Genomic DNA, 20,305 nt, shown 5'->3' on the forward strand with positions numbered 1-20,305 from the left:
CAGCATCTGGCGGGCATGAAGGACTCCAAGGTGATCGTTGCGATCAACAAGGACGAAGAAGCGCCGATTTTCCAGGTGGCGGATTACGGTCTGGTAGCAGACCTGTTTGAAGCCATCCCGGCGTTGGAAGCAAAGCTCTAAGCCGCAGGCTTAGAGCAGCTTCAAGCGGCAAGCTTCAAGCTGCAAGAAAAACCCCCGGTCTCGTGAGAGCCGGGGTTTTTTCGTTTGGGCTTTGGCTTTGGCTTGTAGCTTGTAGCTTGTAGCTTGTAGCTTGTAGCTTGCAGCTTGCAGCTTGCCGCTCCCGGCCAGCGGCCGGCTCGGGCTAGCGGTCCGCGCTAACCTGAAAGCTGTCCGACAACTGATGCAGCCGCGAGGCGGTTTCGCGGACCTGGCCGGAGCTGGTGCGCAGGGCCTGGATGACCTGGCTCATGGACTGCGTGGCCACCGCCACATGCCCGGCTTGGCGACCGTGCTCCTTGCTGTTGGTATCCATCACCGAGATCACTTCGAACAGCGCCTCCACCGTTTTGTGCAACCTGTCGTTGTCGTCCGAGGCGCTGGCAGCCTGCTGCAATTGTAGATCTACGTCGGCCACGCCCCGCTCCATCACCACCACGGTATCGCGCGTGGCATCACGAATGGTGGTGATGCCCTGGCTGATTTCCTCTGCCGCCTTGGCGGTACGCGACGCCAGCGCGCGCACTTCATCGGCCACCACGGCAAAACCACGACCATGTTCGCCGGCCCGCGCTGCCTCGATGGCGGCGTTGAGCGCCAGCAGGTTGGTCTGGCTGGTGATGTCGGTAATCAGCGAGACCATGCCGACAATCTCGCCCGTGCGCTTATCCAGCTCCTGCACACTGGCTGCAGAGCTTTCCACCACGTCGCGTATCTTGCGTGTACTGCTGGTCACGTTATCCAGCCGCTCGCGCGCAGCATCGACCACGCTGGCCATGTTGATCTTCATCTGCGCGGCGGTTTCCGAAGCGGCGGTCACCGTCTGCAACTGCGCCTCGATCATGCCCAACATCTGCTGGATATTGGTGGTCACCTCCTCGGCGGTATCGCTGGCCTGCTGGTTGCGCCCCAGCATTTGCTCACTGTTGTGCAAGGCATGCTGGCTGGCCTGTTTGACGCGGCCGACGATGGTATCCAGATTGTCGATAAAGCTGTTGATCCAGCGGCCCAGTTCACCGGTTTCATCCGGCACCAGGCGCGAGGTATCCATGCGTTGGCTGAGGTTGCCCTCGCCCTCGGCGATATTGCGAATGATCTCGGTCATCCGCCCCAGCCGGCGCGCCAGCGTGCGGGTGGCGCCACGCCAGAACCAGAGTGCCGCCGCGCCCAACACGGCCACGTGCGCCGTATGCTCGGCCCAACCGGTCAGCCCGGCGTAACCGAAACCGATCTGCGCGGCAAACACCAGCACCATCAGCAGCAGAAACTGCTTCATCAGATCATAGCTGAGCGAGCGGTAACGGTAGACCTCTTCCAGGTCGGCCTCGCACATCATGCCCCAGCGATCCGGCGAGCCGGGCAGGCTGAAGGTGACGCCCTTGCCGATGACCGGAATATGCCGGTAATCGGAATAGCCTGGGTATTTGACGTAAAGGTTCTCGCCCTTGCGGATGGTTTCCCGCACCCCTGGGTGCAGCTCGCCGGTGGCCGGGTCGGTGAAGCGCACCTCGAACTCGGTATGTTCCCGTACGCTGACCGCGCCCCACTTGGTGGCAATGCCGCTCTTGAGATTATCGCCGTGGCTGAAGGTACTGTCTTCGAAGCGCGAGCGCGATAGCGCGCGGCCCGGCTCGATGCCGGGGTTGAATCGCGACTCAACCATGAAAATATAGTTGTCACCGGACTCCTGGTAGATATGCCCCGCCTCGCGCTGAATCAGATCACCCAGCACATCGTTGGGCACCCGTGCGCACAGACATCCCAGCAGCTCTCCGCCATCATCATGCAGCGGCAGATAGAACATCAGCGTGACGGCGTCGTGAAAGCTGGAGCTGGACGGGCCCAGGCTACGGGTTCGGGGGTCGATGTAAGGGCCGTGCAGAAATCGATGCTGCAACCCGGCGCGCACCGCTTGAGCATCCAGCTGCAGACTGTCCACCTGCCCTGCGCTGCTGAGGCATGGGTGGCCCTGCGGGTCCAGCAACAACAGCTCAGACGCGTCCGGTAGCTTGCTGCGCAGCGCCTGCAGCTGAGGCTGCGTTAGGGCCTGCACCTCGTGACCCAGACTCTGAGCGATACTCTGCAAGCCGCTCCACTGATTCTCACACCACTGCTGCAACAGGCACACACGGGTGGCTGCCAGGCTGTTGAAAATGGCTTCTAGCTGACCGTACCTGTTGTTATTGACCCAGCAGGCCCAGCCCATGGTCAGCTTGCCGGTGGCCGCCGTCCAGGGCAACCAGCCGCGTTCGGCGGCAGACAGGTTCATTTCATCGCTACGCAGGGACATGGCGGTTTCTCCAGCACACAGAGCATCGTCAGTGAAACCGGCCCATCCTCTGCAGCCCAGACAGATCTGGGACACACAGATGGCGGCAGGCCGGAACGCAATGAAACGATTGCAAAATGTGCACCATGTTCAAGACAAATGCCGGATAATGGCACTGTGCCTTCATATTCCGCCGCCTGCAGACCGGTTCAATCAAAAGCAGCCTCAGGCTTTACGCCTCCTCGCCTCACCTCGCCGCTATTTTCGCGCACCAGCATGGTGCGTACCGCTACAGCTACACCAAGGCGACCGGCGACACCGGAGAACCCACCGCACCCGGCAACCGCAGGGGTGGCGCGGTCAGCATGAAACGGTAACGTCCCTGCGCGCGCAGATGCTTCGCCAACTCGGTCAGGTACCAGAGCTCGCCCAGGTGAACACCCAGCTTGAACAGGCAGTGCTCGTGCAGTGGCAGCGCAGCGCAGCAGCCCTCGCCCGCTCTGGCGGGATAGGCTTCGACCGCATAGTTGTCGGCAATCAGCACGCTCAGGCCCGTATCGGTAATCCATTGCAGCAGTGCCGGGTCGCGCCCGTCGAGTACCGCACAGCTGGTTTCCAGTCGATGGGCATCGGGTTCGCCCTGCATCTCCAGAATCACATCGGCAAAACCGGTATAGAGGCAGACCATGTCGCCGGGCTCGATCTGGATACCATCGGCGGCGCAGATACTCATCAGCCGGGCATGATCGACCAGCACCCGCTCATGACCGCAGTGGCGCTCCAGGTCGATGAGCACCGCGCGCCCGCTGACTGCGGTGGCGGCCATCTTCTCGATGCCCAGCCGGGTTGCCTTGACGCCTTCCAACGCGTCTTCGCAGCCGGCTGGCCCTTGCACATGCTCGCCGGCGCGCCAGCCGTTGTAGTACAGCGGCTCGGCTACGCCGTCGCCGTCGGCGTCAAATCGCCCCCCCACATGCGACAGCGCATCCCACTGGGTCGAATACTGGGTATACAAGAGCACCGCATCGTCACTGACCACATCGGTAAAAGCCGGGTTGAGCCGGTTCAGCTCGAAGTTGTAATTCAGCTTGCCCTCGCGCCCGGAGGTAAAAAAACGCGGCGGGTGGCGAAAGCGATTGAGGGCGTTGCCACCGGGCAGGTCCAGCGGCAGGCTCAGGCAGAAGCTGCGCCCCTCGCGCACCTCGGCGACGCCCTGCAGTACCTTTTCCGGGGTCAGCAGATTGAGCCTGCCAAGTTCATCATCTGCGCCAAAGTCGCCCCAGTTGGAGCCTTGCGGTCGGTTTTTCCAGCGCATGGCGTGGTCTCCTGTTGTTGTTCTGAATTGCTACCTTGCCATGTGACCAGCCGCTTCGGCACTGCCGGGGCCGTGAATCAGTTCGCGTGTTGTTTCATCATAAGCCTGGAGCGCAAGGGAGGGCTCGCTCTGCGGCGCGCGGCATGCTTTACTTGCGCCTGATTTTTTTTCCGGAGCTTTGGGTCCGACTATGGATTGGCTACAAGTTGTTGTGCTGGCGCTCGTTCAGGGCATTACCGAATTTCTCCCTGTTTCCAGCTCTGCCCACCTGATTCTGGTGCCGGTACTGACCGATTGGCCGGACCAGGGGCTGGCTTTTGACGTCGCGCTGCACCTTGGCAGCCTCTCGGCGGTGTTGATCTATTTCCGCCGGGACATCTTTGGCATGACCGTCAGTTGGGGCCGTTCGCTGAAAACCCGCGAACTGGACGCCGACGCCAAACTGGCCTGGGCGGTGATTCTGGGCACCATCCCGGTGGGCCTGGCTGGTCTGCTGCTCAAGGACACGGTAGAAACCGTGCTGCGTTCACCCATTTATCTGTCGATAGGCCTGATTGTCTTTGGTCTGGTGCTGAGCTGGGCCGACTGGCGGCACAAGGGTGAGCGCAGCGAGTATCAGATGTCCTGGAAGGATGTGCTGCTGATCGGCTGCGCCCAGGCGCTGGCGCTGTTTCCGGGCACCTCGCGCTCGGGCATCACCATGACCGCCGCGCTGATGCTGGGCCTCAGCCGCGAAGCCTCGGCGCGCTTCTCGTTCCTGCTGTCGATCCCAGTAATCGTACTGGCCTGCGGCCTGGAGACCATCGAGCTGATCAAGGCGCAGGTCCCGGTTGATGTCGCAGCCATGGTCGGCGGTGTGGTGCTGTCAGGCATCAGTGCCTACCTGTGCATTCATTACTTCCTGGCATTCATCAAACGCATCGGCATGCAGCCCTTTGTTATCTACCGCATAGTGCTGGGGATAGCGCTGCTGTGGATTTTCCTCTAGCGCTGCGGCAGTTCAGAGCCCGCGCAGTGTGCCCAGCTTGAGCAACAGCCGACTGGGCTCAATGGCGTAGAGGCGGTGGTGACATAGCCGGGGGTCGCGTAGCCAGCTGTGGCACGGTAACTCCTGGCACTCGAGTGATTCTTCGCGCGGTGCTTGCTCGCGCAGCCAGCCCTGCAGCACCAGAAGCTCGCCATCGTGCTGCTGGGTCGCCGTCGAACGCGGCCAGACCAGCTCTGCGCCCGCTGCACACTCAATCAGTAGCGTCTGCTCGTGGTGGTGCCGGTGCAGCAGGCATTGCCGCTGCCCAGGCGCGGCAAAGTGCCACGGCAATTGCTCCGGCCCGCAGCGCAGCGTCTGAGAATCGTCCGCTGCAAACTGGTTGAGCTTGACGAACAGCAGGCACCCAGCCGCAGAGGGGGGGCTATGACTTGAGCCGGCCGGGCTGCGCAGATAACTGCCTGCGGGATAATCTCCGCTGTCGTCGCTGAATACACCGGCCAACACCAGAATTTCTTCGCCCTGCGGATGCCGATGCGCCGGAAACCGCGCTCCGGGAAGATACTCCACCAAACTGGTCACCTGTCCGCTCTCCGGTGCCTCCCGCTCCAACGGCCAGCGCCGAATGGGCGCCTGGGGCGCGGCTTGCCAGGATTGGTCTCCAGGGCGGATACAAACCGAGAGCTGGCGCGCCATGTTCAAGGGCACAAATTCTGCCATCAGCTGGCTGCCGCCAGCATTTTTTCTACATCGGCGGCTGGCAGCGGCTGGTTGTACAGATATCCCTGCCCGGTATCGCAGCCAAATTCGGCCAGTAGTGCTTCCTGCGCACAGGTTTCTATGCCTTCGGCGGTAATGCTCAATTGCAGGCTCTTGCCCAGCGCTATGATGGCGCGGGCCATGGCGCTGTCGTTGCTACTGCCGGGCAGATCGCTGATAAAACCGCGATCGATCTTCAGCTTGTTGACCGGCATGCGCTTGAGTCGCAGCAGCGACGAATAACCGGTACCAAAGTCGTCAATGGCCAGGCGCACGCCCAGCTCAGCCAGACGGTCCAGCAGATTCTCGCTCTGCTCGCCATGCTGCATGATCTCGTCTTCGGTAACTTCCAGCTCCAGATGCGCCGCCTCGAGTCTGGCCTGGGTAAGCGCTTTACGCGTACTGCTGACCACGTCTCCGCGCTCCATCCAGTAACCGGACATGTTGACCGCCATGGAGCGCAGCAGGTAACCCGCGTCCAACCACTCGCGCATCTGGCCGCAGGCCTGATGCAGTACAAACTCGTCGATTTCGCCCATCAGTCCGGCATGCCGCGCCACCGGCAGGAACTCGTTGGGCGGGATCAGCCCCTGGGTGGGGTGCTGCCAGCGCACCAACGCCTCTGCCCCGACCCACTGCCCCGTGCGCAGATCCTTCTGCAGCTGGTAGTAAACACGCAACTGGTTACCCTGCAGGGCCTGATGCAGATCGCTTTCCAGGCTCAGGCGGCGACGCGCCTGCTCGGTCAGCGCCTGAGTATAGAAGGCGTAGGTGTTGCGTCCGCGGTCCTTGGCAAGCGTTACCGCCGAATCGGCATTCTTCAGCAGCTCTGCGCCATCACGCCCATCATCCGGGTAGAGGCTGAGACCCAGGCTGGCGGTCATGTGCACCAGCTGCCCTTCCAGCTCGAAGGGGGCGGCCATGGCCTGCTGAATACACTCTACCAACCGGCTCAATTCCTCTACGCCCGCGCGGCTTTCCAACAGCATGGCAAATTCGTCACCACCCAGCCGTGCCAGCGTATCGCCTTCGCCACAAAGCGCCTGTATGCGCTGCGCGGCGCTGAGCAGCAGCTCGTCGCCCAGACTGTGACCCAGGCTATCGTTCACCCCCTTGAAACGGTCGAGATCGACGATGATCAAACCCAACTGCAACTGCTCTCGTCGGGCCCTGCTGACTGCCGTGCTGAGACGCTCGGTGAACAGCAGTCGATTGGGCAACTTGGTCAAGGGGTCATGGTGAGCGAGGTAGTCGATTTCTTCCTGGCTGCGCTTGATCAGGCTGATGTCGGCAAATACCGCTACATAGTGCGTCAATTGCCCCTGATGATCCGTGACGGCGATGATGTTCTGCCACTGCGGATAAATTTCCCCGTTCTTGCGCCTGTTCCAGATCTCGCCTGACCAGCGCCCGGTGGCCCTGATCTGCTGCCACATTTGCCGATAGAAGGTTTGGTCATGTCGCCCGGACGCCAGCAGCACGGGGGTGCGACCGATAACCTCCGGCGCGCTGTAGCCGGTGATCTCGCAGAAGGCATTGTTGACATCAATGATGTGCTGATCGGCATCACAGATCAGCATGCCCTCGCTGGTGCAGTCGAACATCGCGCTGGCTTGGCGCAGGCGCTGCTCGCGCTCCACCCAGTCGGTAACATTGCGCAGCACACCCGCCATGCGCACCGCCTTGCCCTGCGCATCACGCACCGCTCGGCCATTAGCCTGCACCCAGCAGTAGCCACCATCCGGAAAGTGCAGTCGGTAGGTAACGTCGACCCGCTCGGCGTCCCCGCTCAGATGCTGCTGCAGGGCATTGCGCGTGGCTACCTGATCTTCGGTGGATAACCGGTTCAGCCAAAGCGCCTGCATGTCGCTGGGCGCTGCAGGGCCAAGCCGAAGTATTTCGCGGCAGCGCGGGGAGAGATACAGTTCATCGGCCTGCATGTCCCAATCCCACAGCCCGTCGTTGGCGCCCGTCAAGGCCAGCGACAGCCGCTCCTCGCTCTGGCGCAACTGTTGCTCCTGGTGTCGACGCCTGCGCAGTTGATAATGGATGGCAAAGAACAGCAGCAACGAGGTGACCACCACAAAACCCAGACCTTTGGCGCTTTGCAGCCACTGCTGGGTTGCGACATTCAGTCCCATCAGACGCAGCAGATAGTCACTGAACAGCACCCACAGGCTCGCCACCAGCAGGTATTTGAGGGTAATCAGCCCGGCGCTTTTCGCCGAGCTCACGGATGTTTCCAATGGGGGTTCATTAACATTTGGCAACTATAGCACGCAGGTTGAGGCGACCCACGGTCATGTTATTTGCGTTGTCCTTGGTCCATAATCGGCCGAACAGGCGCTTTCGCCTGTCTATTCTAGCGAGGTAATGCAGCTCTATGTGGTACAACGGCTTACTCGACCCATCCGGCTGGCAGGTATTGGCCGTGATTCTGGTTCTGACGCACATCACCATTGTCAGCGTCACCGTCTACCTGCACCGTTATTCCGCTCACCGGGCGCTGGAACTGCACCCGGCTCTCAAACACTTTTTCCGTTTCTGGTTGTGGCTCACGACCAGCATGAACACCCGCGAGTGGACCGCCATCCACCGCAAGCACCACGCCAAGTGCGAGACTCCTGACGACCCGCACAGCCCCGTGCAAAAGGGCCTGAGCACGGTTCTGCGCAAAGGTGCGGAGCTGTATATGGAGGAGGCCAAGAACGAGGAAACCCTGCGCATCTACGGCAAGAACTGCCCGGATGACTGGATTGAACGCAACCTCTACAGCCGCTTCCCGATTGCCGGCGTGACCCTCATGGCACTGATTGATCTGGCGCTGTTCGGCGTGCTCGGCATAACCGTCTGGGCAATCCAGATGATCTGGATTCCGGTATTTGCCGCTGGCGTGATCAACGGCCTCGGCCATGCCATGGGTTATCGCAATTTCGAATGTCGCGATGCCGCCACCAACATCTCCCCCTGGGGCATCCTGATTGGCGGTGAAGAGCTGCACAACAATCACCACACCTACCCTAACTCCGCCAAGCTGTCAGTGAAGAAGTGGGAGTTCGACATGGGCTGGATGTGGATTCGGCTGTTCAGCATGCTCGGACTGGCCAAGGTGCGCCGCACCGCGCCTATCGCCCATCAGGTCGCAGGCAAGCAGACGCTCGACCTGGACACGGCCATGGCCATTCTCAACAATCGCTTCCAGATCATGGCGCAGTATCGCAAGTTGGTCATCAAGCCACTGGTGCGACAGGAAATCGACAAGGTAGACGCTTCAGTGCGCCACCTGTTCCACCGTGCCAAGCGCCTGCTCAGCCGCGAGCCCAGCCTGCTGGACGACGGGCATCAGCAGCGCATAGAGACCATGCTGACGCACAGCCAGGCGCTGAAGGTGATCTACGAGAAGCGTTTGGCCCTGCAGCAGATCTGGGGACGCACTAGCGCCAACGGCCACGAAATGCTGCAGGCATTGAAGGACTGGTGCCAGCAGGCCGAGGAAAGCGGCATCAAGGCCCTGCAGGATTTTGCCAGCTCCCTGCGCACCTATTCGTTGCAACCCAGCGCCGCCTGATGCCCGGACGCTGGGACGCGGCTCGCCAAGGGCCGCGTTCAGCGCTAGACTGGCCGGCACAAGCACCCAATAACATCTGCCAATAACATCAAAGGTAGCAACGGATGCGTGCCTTACTGCTCACAGCGTCTCTGCTGGTCAGCCCCTGCGTGCTGGCTGGCAACATCTACAAGTACACCGATGCCAACGGTGTGACCACCTATACCGACCAGAAAGTGGTCGGCGCCGAAGTTATCGTCTTCCGCGACGCCATGGTCGAGAATGTCGACCGCCAGGTGTATGTCACCAAGCGCAGCCATGCCGGCGGCGAAACCCTGATCGTGCATAACGACCTTTACGCTCCCGTCGAGATCAAGCTCAGCGTCAGCAATGCCCAGAACCTCAGCGGCGTTCCGCGCGAGCCCATCACCTGGGTAATGCAACCGCGCCAGCAGCTGCGGCTGCTCACCCTGCAGCCCACAGGTACCGGTCCGGTGCACTTCGACTACAAGCTGGAGCATGCGCTGGGCGATCCGCGGGCCGAGCAATCGCTGACCTATTACCCCCTGCCCTGGCGCGGCGGCCCCTTCCGGCTGACACAGGGGCCTGGCGGTCGCTATAGCCACACTGGCGTCAAGGGCCGCTATGCCATGGATATCGCCATGCCCGAAGGCACCCCCATAGTGGCGGCGCGCAGCGGCACGGTAATCAAGACGGAAAACAGCCAGACCGGACGCGGTACCAATCCCTCGGGCAACTTCGTGCGCCTGCTGCACGATGACGGCACCATGAGCGTGTATCTGCATCTCAAGCGCGGCTCGGTACGGGTTAGCGAAGGCCAACGCATCAGCACCGGCCAATTGTTGGCGCTGTCGGGCAACACCGGCAACAGTACCGGGCCGCACCTGCACTTTGTAGTGCAGAAGAATGTGGGCCTGGAGACGGTATCCATTCCCTTCGAGTTTGCCCAACCGGTCGATGCGCTGCCCAATTTTGCGGTGGGCGGCGAACCCTGAGCCCTGCGCTCGGATGCGTGCTCGCTCATCTCGCTTTTCTCGCTTTTCTCGCTTTTCTCGCTTTTCTACAGGCAACAAAAAACCCGCACCAGGCGGGTTTTTTGTCAGTCAGCGTCGATCTTATTTGATCTTGGCTTCCTTGTAAGGCACGTGCTTGCGTACAACCGGATCGAACTTCTTGATTTCGATCTTATCGGGAGTAGTACGCTTGTTCTTGTCGGTAGTGTAGAAATGACCAGTACCGGCAGTAGAAACCAAACGAATCAATTCACGCATGGAACTGCTCCTTAAACTTTTTCGCCGCGGGCGCGGATTTCATTCAACACTACGTCGATGCCGCGCTTGTCGATAATGCGCATGCCCTTGGCGGACGTGCGCAGACGGACGAAACGCTTTTCCGACTCAACCCAGAAGCGATGGTGCTGCAGGTTAGGCAGAAAACGACGCTTGGTTTTGTTGTTAGCGTGGGAAACATTGTTCCCAGTCACTGGACCTTTACCGGTCACCTGACATACTCGAGACATGGTTAACCCTCTCCAACCAATTGCCCAACCCAAACTGGTTGGAAGCCATAAAAGAATCTGTTGTCCAGCCGGGGCAACTGGTATTAACCAGCCTGCAAAATCTACCAATACAGGCGCAGCCCCGAGAAGAGCGGAGCTTTATACCAAAAACGCTCCTGCCAAGCAACGATTATTCACAGTGCGAGCAGACGAGCGGTAAGCCCAACCCTGCCCATTTTACGCCCTATCGCCCATGGCTGACAGGTCCGACTCAGAGCAGCCCTCGCTCTGCGAAGGATACCGGTTCGCCATCGCCCACAATCAGATGATCGAGCACGCGAATATCCAGCAAGGCCAGACTTTCCTTCAGCCGCCGCGTGAGCTGCATATCGGACTGACTGGGCTCGGCCACGCCCGAGGGATGATTGTGGGTCAGAATCAGCGCCGCTGCGTTATGCGCCAGCGCCCGCTTGAGCACCTCGCGCGGATAGACGCTGGCGCTGTCGAGCGTGCCGCGAAACAGTTCTTCAAAGGCGATGACCCGGTGCTGATTATCGAGAAACAGACAAGCGAACACCTCGTGCGGCAGCGCCATGAGACGGCTTTTCAGAAACTGTCTGACCGCACCCGGCGAAGTCAGAGCGCTGCCGCGCTTGAGATCTTCGAACAGATGCCTTCGCCCCATCTCCAGGACCGCCTGCAATTGCGCATATTTTGCCGGCCCCAGCCCGGCATGCTGGCTGAACTCACGCAGGTCCGCCTGCAGCAGCGCGCGCAGGCTGCCAAAACCGTTCAACAGGTCTCGAGCCAGATCCACCGCGCTACGCCCGGGCAAGCCGGTGCGCAGGAAAATGGCCAGCAATTCGGCTTCCGATAACGAGGCCGCCCCCTGCGCCAGCAGTTTTTCGCGCGGCCGTTCTGCCATTGGCCAATCGGTGATTGCCATGCTTTTTTGCTCCTTGGCTGTTTCAGCGTGTACATCCTTGCCACGCGGGTGGCGCGCATTCGGCTCACACTCGTTGTTTCGAGGTCACCCGGAATCGGCCCTGTGCTATCGTAGCGGACATTTACCGGCTGCTCCACGAGCGTCGGCGCGGCATGAGGGGGAGTTCACAATGCAGCCGTTGATCAATAAACAGGTGGTTCTGGGCGTCAGCGGTGGCATTGCCGCCTACAAAAGCGCTGAACTGGTCCGCCGTCTGCGCGACGCCGGGGCCGAAGTACGGGTAGTGATGACCAGGGCCGCCCGTGAATTCATTACGCCGCTTACCCTGCAGGCGCTCTCCGGGCATCCGGTGCATGGCGACCTGCTGGACCCGGAAGCCGAAGCCGCCATGGGTCACATCGAACTCGCCCGCTGGGCCGATCTGGTATTGATTGCGCCGGCCACGGCCGACCTGATGGCAAGGCTCGCCCAGGGCCGCGGCGACGATTTGCTGACCACCCTGGTGCTGGCCACCGATGCGCCCATCGCACTGGCGCCGGCGATGAATCAGGCCATGTGGCGCGACGCTGCCACCCAGGCCAATCTCGATCTGCTGCTGGCCCGCGGCGTCAAGGTCTTCGGCCCTGGCAGCGGCGGCCAGGCCTGCGGCGATGTGGGGCCGGGGCGTATGCTCGAGCCTACCGATATTGCCGCCCGCGCCGCCGAGTGCTTCACCAGAGGCTTGCTCAGCGGCAAGCACGTACTGATAAACGCCGGCCCCACCCGTGAGGCAATAGACCCGGTGCGCTACATTTCCAACCACAGCTCCGGCAAGATGGGCTTTGCGCTGGCCGAAGCGGCGGTGGAAGCCGGTGCCCGGGTGACGCTGGTGTCCGGCCCGGTCAACCTGCCGACACCCGCCCGAGTGCAGCGCGTGAACGTGGTCAGCGCGCAGGACATGCTGGCAGCCTGCGAAGCAGCCCTGCCCGCCGATCTTTTTATTGCTTCGGCAGCAGTAGCCGACTACCGGCCAGCCAGCTGCGCTGAACAGAAGCTGAAGAAGAATCCTGACGAAGAAGCCGGTATGACGCTGACCCTGGTGCGCAATCCGGATATTCTCGCCACCCTGGCCGAACACCCGCAGCGCCCCTGGACCGTAGGGTTCGCCGCCGAAACCCACGACCTGATGAACTATGCTGCAGGCAAGCTGCAACGGAAAAAGCTCGACCTGATCATCGCCAATGATGTCAGCCAGAGCGGTATCGGTTTTAATAGCGATGACAACGCCGTTACCCTGATTGACCGCTCCCTGCGCAGCGTCACGCTGCCGCGCGCCAGCAAAGCCAAACTGGCGCGCGAGATCATTGAACGGATCGCCGGAATGATGACCGCAACCCAAGCCTCAAAGGATCGCTGATGCACGCGCTGCAAGCCAAAGTACTGGACCCCCGACTCGGCGACGAATGGCCGCTGCCCGCTTACGCCACTACCGGCTCGGCTGGCCTGGATCTGCGCGCCATGTTGCAGCAGCCATTGCAGCTATTGCCGGGCGAGACGCAGTTGCTGCCCACCGGTCTGGCCATTCATATCGCCGACCCCGGCCTGGCCGCGATGATCCTGCCGCGCTCCGGCATGGGCCACAAGCACGGCATTGTGCTGGGCAACCTGGTTGGGCTGATCGATTCCGACTATCAGGGGCAGTTGATGGTCTCCTGCTGGAATCGCAGCGATACGGCTTTCACCATCAATCCGGGCGAGCGCATTGCCCAACTGGTGCTGGTACCGGTCCTACAGGCACGGTTTGAAATAGTCGAAGAATTTGACGACAGCCAGCGCGGCGCCGGCGGCTTTGGCCACACCGGCAGTCAGTAATCGGCTGGGCAGGCACGCCAGCAGCCACATTGAGCCAATTTTGCAGGGAGGCAGAGACAATAATGAAAATGAAAAAAACCCATACCCAGGCAGGGCTCCCCAACACCGCCATTGGGCTCGGCATGGCCATGGCCGGTGTCGCCGCCGGTGCCGCCATGCTGTGGCTGGCACTGTCCGGCTTTACCGATCAGCGCAACAACGAACTGGTGGAAAGCTACGCCGGCCAACAGGTTGCCGGGCTGAATCAGAGCATGCAGCAATTGCAGGCCGACCTCGCCCAGCTTGCCACCAACCCGCAATTGCAGGTCGCGCTCAACCAGGGCGGCAGTGCCACCATGGATCGCATGCTGCGCTACCAGCTCGCCGACACCCTGGCCATCTATACTGCGCCGCCAGGGCAGGCCGAGTTGGTGCGCAACGACTCTGCGCCCCTGAGCTTCGCCGCGCTGGACATGATTCGTCGGGCCGAACGAGGCCTGCCGGTCCCACTGGAAGCGCACAACGTCGACGGCGAGTGGCGTCTATATGGCGTCAAGCCGCTGCGGGCGTCGGAAAAGGCCCCCATCGGCGGCACCCTGACCGGCGTGTTCCAGCTTGAACGGGTGATCAACGGCCTACCCGCGTTGGCCAGCGAAATCGGTCAGGTTCGGCTGATTCAGCAATTTCCCGGCTCCGCCGAGCAGGTGCTTTTTACCCGTGGCGATGGCAAGGGCGAAGCCCTGCGGCTAAGCACCAGCAATCCCGCCTGGCAAATCGAGTTCACGCCCGGCCGCGGGCTGTCACACAGCAGCGCTGATCCGCTACTGCTGGTAGGCGCTGCGCTGCTGGCTCTGCTCGGCGGGCTGTTCGGCATGCTCTGGCTTCAGCGCAGCTGGACCAGAAGCCTGCGGGCCGACACCCACACCCTTACCCAGCTGACGCTGGGACACAAGGCCGCCGGACTGCGGCTGAGCCCACTGGAGCCACTGGCGCAGAACATCATGCAGCTGGTTAAACGCTCGGGCCAGACACTGGGCGCCTCGCCCAAACGCGAAGAGGCTGCGCCAGCGCCCGTTGCGGCGAAGAAGAGCAACGAGAATCTCACCGACCCGCTATTCCAGAGCACCGAAATTCTCGACATCGACATTCTCGACGATGGCGATCCCTTCGCCATGAGCGATGCGCCCGAGGCTCCCGCGGCGCCAAGTGCACCCGCCCTTCCGAACGAGATATTCCGCGCCTATGACATCCGCGGCGTGGTGGGCAAGAGCCTGACCGAGGAGAACGTCTATTGGCTGGGTCGCAGTATCGGCAGTGCCTCGATTGAGGCAGGCGAGCGCCGCGTGCTGGTAGCGCGCGATGGCCGCCTGTCGGGGCCGGCGCTAATCGAGCAACTGATCAAGGGTCTGATGGAGAGCGGTTGCGCGGTCACCGACCTGGGCATGGTCCCTACCCCGGTGTTGTATTTTGCTACCCACACCACCGGTGCCACCTCCGGCATCATGCTCACCGGCAGCCACAACCCGCCGGCTTACAATGGCCTGAAGATAGTGATCGCCGGTCAGACGCTGTACGGCGAGCAGATCAGCGCGCTGAATCAGCGCCTGCGCGACAACCGCCTGGAGACCGGCAGCGGCAGTCGCGAGCAACTTGAGGTGCTGGGCGACTATCAGCAGTACATTCTCGACGATGTGGTGATGGCCCGACCGCTCAAGGTCGTGGTGGACTGCGGCAACGGCGTGGGCGGTGTGATTGCCCAACAGCTGCTTGAAAGCATCGGCTGCCAGGTTGTCCCGCTGTACTGCGAGGTCGACGGGCTGTTTCCCAACCATCACCCCGATCCCGGCAAGCCGGAGAACCTGGTCGAGCTGATCAACACCGTCAAACGCGAGAACGCCGACCTGGGTGTGGCCTTCGACGGCGACGCCGACCGCCTGGGCTTCGTTACCGAAACCGGCGAGATGATCTACCCTGATCGGCTGCTGATGCTGTTTGCCGAAGATATTGTGACGCGCCACCCCGGCGCCGACATCATATTTGACGTGAAATGCACACGGCAGCTGCCGGCATTGATCAACCGCGCCGGCGGGCGTCCGATCATGTGGAAGTCCGGCCACTCGCTGATCAAGGCCAAGATGAAGGAAACCGGCGCGTTGCTGGGCGGCGAGATGAGCGGCCATGTCTTTTTCAAGGAGCGCTGGTTCGGCTTTGATGACGGCCTGTACAGCGCCTGTCGCCTGCTGGAAATACTCTCCATGCAGCCAGAGTCTGCCAGCGAAGTCATGGCGCGTTATCCGGCTGGCCTGACCACGCCCGAGATCAACCTGACCGTCGGCGAGGCGCAGAAGTTTGCCATCATCCAGACTCTGGACCAGAAGGCCGACTGGGGCGACGGCAAGGTGACCACGCTCGATGGCATACGTGTCGACTTTCCTACCAGCTGGGGTTTGATTCGCGCATCCAATACCACGCCGGTCCTGGTGCTGCGCTTTGAAGCCGAACAGCCGCAGGAGCTGGAGCGCGTACAGCAATTATTCCGGGAGCAACTGCAGGCAGCTGCCCCCGAGGTTAAAATTACGTTCTGACGAATTCAGGAGATAGCAGACCACCATGTTGAATCGCGACGCGGCCATCCAGGTTTCCAAGGTACTGACCGAGGCACTGCCCTACATTCAGCGCTTTACCGGCAAGACCATCGTTATCAAGTACGGCGGAAATGCCATGGAGAGCGAGGAGCTGAAGAACAGCTTTGCCCGCGACATAGTGCTGATGAAGACCGTAGGCATCAATCCGGTGGTGGTGCACGGGGGTGGCCCGCAGATCGGCGACCTGCTGGCGCGCCTGAATATCGAAAGCCATTTCATCGAAGGAATGCGCGTGACTGACGCGAAAACCATGGACGTGGTGGAAATGGTGCTTGGCGGCCAGGTCAACAAGGACATCGTCAACCTGATCAACCAGCATGGCGGTAGCGCCATTGGCCTGACCGGCAAGGACGCAGGCCTGATCAAGGCGCGCAAGCTCAAGGTCTCGCGCAACACGCCCGGCATGGACAAGCCGGAAATTATCGACATTGGTCATGTCGGTGAGGTGGTGGAGATCAACACCCGCCTGATCAATCGCCTGGTGTCGGACGATTACATCCCGGTCATTGCGCCCATTGGCGTAGGTAGCGACGGCGCCTCCTACAACATCAACGCCGACCTGGTCGCCGGCAAGGTGGCCGAGGCGCTGCAGGCCGAGAAACTGATGCTGCTGACCAACATTGCCGGCCTGATGGACAAGTCCGGCAAGGTACTTACCGGTCTGAGCACCGCCCAGGTCGACGAGCTGATCGCCGATGGCACCATTTACGGCGGCATGTTGCCAAAGATTCGCTGTGCGCTGGATGCAGTGCAGGGCGGCGTCAGCAGCGCCATTATCGTCGATGGTCGCGTGCCCAATGCGGTGCTGCTGGAAGTCTTCACCGATACCGGCGTGGGCACCCTGATCACCAATCAGAAAGCGGATCTGTAAACATGCACCAGGCCGACTTCCGTTTTGGCTGTCCGCTGCGGGTGCGCTGGTCCGAGGCTGATCCGCAGGGCATCGTGTTCAACGGCCATTACCTCAACTATGCCGATGTGGGTGTGACCGAATACTACCGGGCGCTGCGCGCCGCCGAACCGGCGCGCATGCAACTGACAGGAGAGGAGTTCTTTGCCGTCAAGACGCTGCTGGAATACCGCGCCCCGGCGATGTTCGACGATCTGCTCGACGTACAGCTGCGGCTATCGCGTTTCGGCAACAGCAGCATGAGCTTCACGCTGGGGATTTTCCGCGCGGGCCAACTGCTGGTGACGGGAGAGATTGTCTACGTGCACGCTGACCAGCAAACGCGCCAGCCATTACCGATTCCGCAGGACTTCAAAGCGGCCGTGCGCGCCTTCGAGCAGCTCACGCCGGAGGAAACTGCCAACCCCGGTTAAACGCCGGGGCGCACTCGAGCATGACGACTAGTCGTCGTCGCCCACGAGATAGTCGAGTCGCTCGCTCTGGCGGTCAAAATCAGCGTTGGACTCGACGATCTCCTGCCGCTTGCGGCTGATCAGCCGTTGCAGGCGAGCGGTTTCCGAATCCACTGCGGCAAGCTCCGAGAGTACGTCAGGATCCACCTCGCGCCCCGCGCGCTCAGCCTGCGCGGCCCGCGACTGCAGTTCCTCGCGTTCAACCTGCAGGTCGCCGATGCTGGCCTTGGACGCCGCAATCTGGTTTTCGATCTGTTGAATCTGACGACTGCGCGCACGCTCCAGGTCAGCCGTACTACCGTACAACCGCAGCAGATTGGCGTCAGCCGTTTCCTGCTCCTTCTGTGCCGCAAGCGCTGCGCGAGTGGCCTCGCGCTCAGCCGCCGTTGGCGCGGCCGGCACCACCAGCTTCACCCGTCCCTGCGAGTCCAGGACCTCATATCCACGGCTGATAAACTGCGGCGGCACCCGGCTGTCCAGCACGGTTACGCCCTTGTCGTCGATATAGCGGTAAAGGTCGGCCTGCGCCAGCCCCGACCCCAGGGCCGCAACCGCCAGCACAGTCCCACTCATCATCCGTTTAAATGCAGGCACATCCTCGTCCTCTGCTTCGATGTTTACGCAACCTTGGAAGGTTGTCTTATGGCCAATTGGCATTATATCGGCAAGAGGCAGGCAGAGATTAACCTGTTCCTCCGCCTTTTTGTACCTGTGACCCGAAGCATGGGCGCAGCAATGGCCGCTCAGATTCCGTATTCGGCCCGATAGGCCTCCACGGCCGGCAGGTGCCGCTGTAATTCGGGATCATCGGCAATGAAGCTCATCACCTGGCCAAGCGAGACGATACTGATGACCGGTATACCGAAATCGCGCTCCACTTCCTGGATGGCCGACAGCTCGCCCTGCCCGCGCTCCTGACGATCAAGGGCAATCATCACCGCCGCCGGGGTCGCGCCCTGCGCCTGAATGATCTGCATCACCTCACGCACCGCAGTCCCTGCGGTGATCACATCGTCGATGACCAACACTCGACCTTCCAACGGCGCGCCTACCAGAGTGCCACCCTCACCGTGGTCCTTGGCTTCCTTACGATTGAAGCAGTAAGGCAGGTCCCGGTCAAAGCTGTCGGCCAACGCCACCGCAGTGACTGCGGCCAAAGGAATGCCCTTGTAGGCCGGCCCGAAGATCACATCCACATCCTGCAGATCGCTGTGCACCAGCGCCTGGGCATAGAATCGCCCCAACCGGCTTAATGAGTTGCCGCTATTGAACAGCCCGGCGTTGAAAAAATACGGGCTCTTGCGCCCGGACTTGAGGGTGAACTCACCGAACCGCAACACCTTGCGATCCAGGGCAAACCGAATGAATTCCCGCTGGTATTCGTGCATCTACACCCTCTTCGTTAACAAAAGTCAATCAAGCTCGGTTATCATACACCCACGTTTTTTGGGGGGCCATGCATGCGAATTATCAGTCTCAACGTCAATGGAGTGAAGGCCGCAGCCGAACGCGGCCTTTTTGACTGGTTGCGCACGCAGGATGCGGACGTCATTTGCCTGCAGGATATTCGCGTCACCGCCCCCGAGCTGGAACAGGATCCCTACTGGATCGACGGCTACTGGCAATATTGCTTTGAAGCAGAAGTGCCCAATCAGGGCGGCGTGGCTATCTACACCCGCACCGCGCCCAAGGCCATCATCATGGGTCTGGGTTTCGAGTCCGCCGACCGCTACGGCCGCTTCATGCAGGCCGACTTCGACAAGGTCAGCATTGGCTCACTGCTGCTGCCCTCGGGCCGTGACGGCGACGCCGACCTGAACCAGAAATTCAAGTTCATGGACGACTTTGCCGGCTACCTGAACAAGCAACGCCGCAAGCGCCGCGAGTTCATCTATTGCGGTTCACTCTATGTTGCCCACCTCAAGCTGGACGTGAAGAACTGGCGCGACTGCCAGAACGAGCCCGGCTTCATGGCGCCGGAACGCGCCTGGATGGACGAAATCTACGGCAACATGGGTTACGTCGACGCCGTGCGTGAAGTCACCCGCGAATCCGAGCTCTACAGCTGGTGGCCCAACAGCGAGCAGGCAGAGAATCTGAATCTGGGCCTGCGCTTTGATTACCAGTTTCTGACGCCCGGCTTGCGCCGCTTCGTCAAGCAGGCCAAGATCCCGCGCAATGCGCGCTTTTCCCAGCACGCGCCAGTGATAGTCGACTACGACTGGACGCTGTCAATCTGAGATCTTTGCCATAAACCCGTCAAACCCCGGTACCCGCCGTTCTGGCCGGACGGGGATGCTGGCGATGCAAACACTCGCACCGCCGAACAGACTTACTTGATTACCCGCCAGCAGAAGGGATAACGGTAGGCGATACCCTCATTCGACTTGATGGCCGCGATAATCATCAACACTATCGCGCCTATGGCGACCAGCCCCATCAGAAAGAAGCCGATTACCACCAGCATCAGCACAAAGCTGAGCAGCATCAACAGGCTGACAGTGATCTGAAAATTCAGCGCTTCCTTTCCCTGATCATCAATGAAGGGATCTTCATCCTTCTTCAGCTGCCAGACAATGAGCGGGCCAATCAGTTGGCCAATCCCGGGGAGCACGCAGGCCAGGAAGCCCGACAAATGCGCGATCAACGCCCATTGCCGCGCCTGCGGGCTTGGCGTGCCGGGCGGCGGCGGGCTTTGTGGATCTGGGGTGGGTTGCGGGGTTATCTGTTCAGTCGTCATAGGCGCGCTCTCCGTGGCGTTGCAGGATGGTCAACCAGAGTTGTAGCAAAGTTTGCTGTCCTTGGATATCACCCTGCTGGCGGCGGTAATGGCCAGGCAGCGAGGAAATACAAAAAAAGGCAGACCCAGGGTCTGCCTCAGATCGCTGACAAACCCCGTCCATTTTGGATGGGGTTTTGTTTTTTATAGGTTCTGCCAGCCTCGTCCGCGT

General features: G+C 61.1%; 20 protein-coding genes and 1 pseudogene. 10 read left to right on the forward strand and 11 right to left on the reverse strand.

The features are described 5' to 3' along the window. A pseudogene (locus tag V7756_RS18515) lies at positions 1 to 141 on the forward strand (electron transfer flavoprotein subunit alpha/FixB family protein); the annotation flags it as partial. 181 nt (positions 142 to 322) lie between these two features. Here the strand turns inward: V7756_RS18515 and V7756_RS18520 are convergent. Continuing rightward, on the reverse strand, positions 323 to 2,467 hold the full coding sequence (locus tag V7756_RS18520; protein WP_335611687.1) for a methyl-accepting chemotaxis protein: 2,145 nt from the start codon (positions 2,465 to 2,467) through the stop codon (positions 323 to 325). 274 nt (positions 2,468 to 2,741) lie between these two features. Further along, positions 2,742 to 3,761 carry a cyclase family protein gene (locus V7756_RS18525; RefSeq protein WP_335611688.1) on the reverse strand — a complete coding sequence of 340 codons (1,020 nt, stop codon included), beginning with the start codon at positions 3,759 to 3,761 and terminating at the stop codon, positions 2,742 to 2,744. Between the two features lie 190 nt (positions 3,762 to 3,951). Here V7756_RS18525 and V7756_RS18530 point away from each other — a divergent pair, with 190 nt between their 5' ends. After that, positions 3,952 to 4,749, forward strand: a complete 798-nt coding sequence (locus V7756_RS18530; protein ID WP_335611689.1) for an undecaprenyl-diphosphate phosphatase — start codon at positions 3,952 to 3,954, stop codon at positions 4,747 to 4,749. Positions 4,750 to 4,761: 12 nt separating this feature from the next. Here the strand turns inward: V7756_RS18530 and V7756_RS18535 are convergent, their stop codons facing one another. Beyond that, positions 4,762 to 5,466 (reverse strand): cupin domain-containing protein, encoded by a 705-nt coding sequence (locus tag V7756_RS18535; protein ID WP_335611690.1) that lies wholly within the window; start codon positions 5,464 to 5,466, stop codon positions 4,762 to 4,764. After that, positions 5,466 to 7,739 carry a putative bifunctional diguanylate cyclase/phosphodiesterase gene (locus V7756_RS18540; protein ID WP_335611691.1) on the reverse strand — a complete coding sequence of 758 codons (2,274 nt, stop codon included), beginning with the start codon at positions 7,737 to 7,739 and terminating at the stop codon, positions 5,466 to 5,468. The genes V7756_RS18535 and V7756_RS18540 overlap by 1 nt, the downstream gene beginning before the upstream one ends. 149 nt (positions 7,740 to 7,888) lie before the next feature. Between V7756_RS18540 and desA the strand changes: the two genes are divergently transcribed. Together desA and V7756_RS18550 are read left to right on the forward strand one after the other, a co-directional pair. Continuing rightward, the gene (gene desA, locus V7756_RS18545; RefSeq protein ID WP_335611692.1) at positions 7,889 to 9,073 is read left to right on the forward strand and encodes a delta-9 fatty acid desaturase DesA; all 1,185 of its coding nucleotides are present in this window, start codon (positions 7,889 to 7,891) and stop codon (positions 9,071 to 9,073) included. 104 nt (positions 9,074 to 9,177) lie between these two features. Continuing rightward, complete coding sequence (locus V7756_RS18550; protein WP_335611693.1) at positions 9,178 to 10,068, forward strand: peptidoglycan DD-metalloendopeptidase family protein; 891 nt, start codon at positions 9,178 to 9,180, stop codon at positions 10,066 to 10,068. Positions 10,069 to 10,188: 120 nt separating this feature from the next. Here the strand turns inward: V7756_RS18550 and rpmG are convergent, their stop codons facing one another. From rpmG to radC, 3 genes are all read right to left on the reverse strand, one after another. Continuing rightward, positions 10,189 to 10,344, reverse strand: a complete 156-nt coding sequence (gene rpmG, locus V7756_RS18555; protein ID WP_092287248.1) for a 50S ribosomal protein L33 — start codon at positions 10,342 to 10,344, stop codon at positions 10,189 to 10,191. A gap of 11 nt (positions 10,345 to 10,355) precedes the next feature. Further along, complete coding sequence (rpmB, locus tag V7756_RS18560) at positions 10,356 to 10,592, reverse strand: 50S ribosomal protein L28 (protein ID WP_092287246.1); 237 nt, start codon at positions 10,590 to 10,592, stop codon at positions 10,356 to 10,358. A 250-nt stretch (positions 10,593 to 10,842) separates the two neighbouring features. After that, entirely contained in the window at positions 10,843 to 11,517 is a 675-nt protein-coding gene (gene radC / locus V7756_RS18565) for a RadC family protein (protein ID WP_335611694.1), read from the reverse strand. Positions 11,518 to 11,686: 169 nt separating this feature from the next. Here radC and coaBC point away from each other — a divergent pair, with 169 nt between their 5' ends. The 5 genes from coaBC to V7756_RS18590 all read left to right on the forward strand — a co-directional run bounded on the left by coaBC (position 11,687) and on the right by V7756_RS18590 (position 17,315). Then, on the forward strand, positions 11,687 to 12,913 hold the full coding sequence (gene coaBC / locus V7756_RS18570) for a bifunctional phosphopantothenoylcysteine decarboxylase/phosphopantothenate--cysteine ligase CoaBC (protein ID WP_335611695.1): 1,227 nt from the start codon (positions 11,687 to 11,689) through the stop codon (positions 12,911 to 12,913). Continuing rightward, positions 12,913 to 13,368 (forward strand): dUTP diphosphatase, encoded by a 456-nt coding sequence (gene dut / locus V7756_RS18575; protein ID WP_335611696.1) that lies wholly within the window; start codon positions 12,913 to 12,915, stop codon positions 13,366 to 13,368. The genes coaBC and dut overlap by 1 nt, the downstream gene beginning before the upstream one ends. 62 nt (positions 13,369 to 13,430) lie before the next feature. Further along, a complete protein-coding gene (locus V7756_RS18580; RefSeq protein WP_335611697.1) occupies positions 13,431 to 15,932 on the forward strand; it encodes a phosphomannomutase/phosphoglucomutase in 2,502 nt (833 codons plus the stop codon). Between the two features lie 25 nt (positions 15,933 to 15,957). After that, the gene (gene argB, locus V7756_RS18585) at positions 15,958 to 16,863 is read left to right on the forward strand and encodes an acetylglutamate kinase (protein ID WP_335611698.1); all 906 of its coding nucleotides are present in this window, start codon (positions 15,958 to 15,960) and stop codon (positions 16,861 to 16,863) included. Positions 16,864 to 16,865: 2 nt separating this feature from the next. Then, positions 16,866 to 17,315, forward strand: a complete 450-nt coding sequence (locus tag V7756_RS18590) for an acyl-CoA thioesterase (RefSeq protein ID WP_335611699.1) — start codon at positions 16,866 to 16,868, stop codon at positions 17,313 to 17,315. A 27-nt stretch (positions 17,316 to 17,342) separates the two neighbouring features. Here the strand turns inward: V7756_RS18590 and V7756_RS18595 are convergent, their stop codons facing one another. Next, a complete protein-coding gene (locus tag V7756_RS18595; protein WP_335611700.1) occupies positions 17,343 to 17,948 on the reverse strand; it encodes a DUF4124 domain-containing protein in 606 nt (201 codons plus the stop codon). A gap of 149 nt (positions 17,949 to 18,097) precedes the next feature. Beyond that, positions 18,098 to 18,742, reverse strand: a complete 645-nt coding sequence (pyrE, locus tag V7756_RS18600) for an orotate phosphoribosyltransferase (protein ID WP_335611701.1) — start codon at positions 18,740 to 18,742, stop codon at positions 18,098 to 18,100. A gap of 72 nt (positions 18,743 to 18,814) precedes the next feature. Here pyrE and V7756_RS18605 point away from each other — a divergent pair, with 72 nt between their 5' ends. Continuing rightward, positions 18,815 to 19,594 carry an exodeoxyribonuclease III gene (locus tag V7756_RS18605; protein ID WP_335611702.1) on the forward strand — a complete coding sequence of 260 codons (780 nt, stop codon included), beginning with the start codon at positions 18,815 to 18,817 and terminating at the stop codon, positions 19,592 to 19,594. Between the two features lie 92 nt (positions 19,595 to 19,686). Here the strand turns inward: V7756_RS18605 and V7756_RS18610 are convergent, their stop codons facing one another. Continuing rightward, positions 19,687 to 20,094 carry a DUF4870 domain-containing protein gene (locus tag V7756_RS18610; protein ID WP_335611703.1) on the reverse strand — a complete coding sequence of 136 codons (408 nt, stop codon included), beginning with the start codon at positions 20,092 to 20,094 and terminating at the stop codon, positions 19,687 to 19,689. After that, a partial coding sequence (locus V7756_RS18615; RefSeq protein ID WP_335611704.1) for a hypothetical protein occupies positions 20,084 to 20,305 on the reverse strand: 222 nt, incomplete at its 5' end. The genes V7756_RS18610 and V7756_RS18615, both read right to left, overlap by 11 nt.

It is taken from the genome of Halopseudomonas sp. (assembly GCF_036961105.1).
In the GTDB taxonomy this organism is placed as follows: domain Bacteria; phylum Pseudomonadota; class Gammaproteobacteria; order Pseudomonadales; family Pseudomonadaceae; genus Halopseudomonas.